We start from the raw sequence: 1,497 nt of genomic DNA, 5'->3' as shown, positions 1-1,497 counted from the left end.
TTTTTCATTCAGATTGCCCTCAACTGGTCAGGTGACTTCCACCTTTTGAGAACAAGTCTAGCACTCTATGTTTTCATGATGACTGACTACTAGTCTGGTTTTAATTTTTGCTACGACATGATATCTGGATGTTACTATATGGTACTCATCAACACCGACTCCAAGTAGCTGTTCAACTCTGTAGAGTACCTCTTTGATAGATGATTCACTATATATTTTTGAAAGCTCCCATTCAGATTTTTTTAAGACTGGAACAGTTCTATCATGATAGAGCTGTCTAACTTGGTCATATACATTTGATTTAGTGAATGCAAACTTAGCCCATTTTCGTGCAAATCCCCCTCTTGTTTTTCTAATGAGAGGGTTTCTTAAATACAATAATATAGAATTAGCAATTGCTCTTGGAGAGTCTAAGTCGGCTTGAATCCCCGTGATTCCATGGATTATTGTATCACTTAGTCCTCCCTGTTTAGTACCTATTACAGGGCAGCCGCAGAGCATACTTTCGATTGCAACTAAGCCAAAAGGTTCTCTATGAGAAGGCATAACTACAAGTGAACTTCGTTTATAAAATTCAGGTAGAGACTCTCGCTTTACACGCCCCCAGATATTAATCCAACCCTGCGACATTAGTTGATTGAGCTTAGGCCGAGTCTTTAATAACTGTGAGATTTTATTCATCTCGTTAATTTCGCCTCCGATAACCCACAGTTGGAAGTGTGGAATCTCAGGTAAATCTAAGAGAAGCTCAAGCGCATCAAGCAATGATGTAAAGCCTTTATTAGGGTCAAGAGGTCTCCCAACAAATGTTATTTTATCAATTTCAGATTCGAGGGGAAAAGTCATATGGATCGACTCCATGAGGAATGATTTTTATACGGTTATGGTTAAGTTCAGGATAAAAAGACAATAAGTCATTAGCTTCTGAAGGGCATTGGGCAATAAGACAATCAACTTCATTGAATACTTTTATTTCACTTTGATCTCTTAAGCTATCCGATATACCTCTTTCTTCTCCTCTTGCCGCTTTTTGACGTCCAAAAGATAACATATAGTGAATATGTTTTAGCCCCAATCTTTTATTTATTCTTCTAGAGACTTCTCCAGCAATCCAATATTGAGAATGAATTACATTTAAATCAGAACAAGAGTTTTCGAATATAATATGAGTTTCTTCTTCAAGTTTATCTAGCATTGCTCCGACCTCACTTGGAGGAAGCTCTTTCGCTGGGCCAACAGATAAACGATATATTCTGCATCGCGGTCCTAATTGTGAAAATTCTTCTTTTTGTTCTGAATTTAGACGAGTTATATATGTAACATCATCCCCTCTTGCCACTAGATGCTGGCCTAATTCATCAAGAACAAGATGGCCACCACCAATTCGTCGTCCTCCAGGTTGATCAAATGGATCATTGATAAAACAAATAATGGCAACTTTAAGAGGAGGGAGGCTGATTTTATAATCTTCAAGATCACTCATAATTATTAGTTATC

2 protein-coding genes are annotated in these 1,497 nt (G+C 37.5%); both read right to left on the bottom strand.

The features are described from left to right. Positions 1–57 precede the first annotated feature (57 nt). Positions 58–846, bottom strand: a complete 789-nt coding sequence (locus H579_RS0118635; protein ID WP_028301909.1) for a glycosyltransferase family 4 protein — start codon at positions 844–846, stop codon at positions 58–60. After that, positions 824–1,483, bottom strand: a complete 660-nt coding sequence (locus H579_RS0118630; protein WP_028301908.1) for a glycosyltransferase — start codon at positions 1,481–1,483, stop codon at positions 824–826. Before H579_RS0118630 ends, H579_RS0118635 begins: the two co-directional genes overlap by 23 nt. Positions 1,484–1,497 lie beyond the last annotated feature (14 nt).

The sequence above is a fragment of the Oceanospirillum beijerinckii DSM 7166 genome, from assembly GCF_000422425.1.
Lineage (GTDB): Bacteria > Pseudomonadota > Gammaproteobacteria > Pseudomonadales > Halomonadaceae > Oceanospirillum > Oceanospirillum beijerinckii.
Note: the sequence above shows the minus strand (reverse complement) of the source record. Positions and strands in the feature narration are given on the sequence as shown.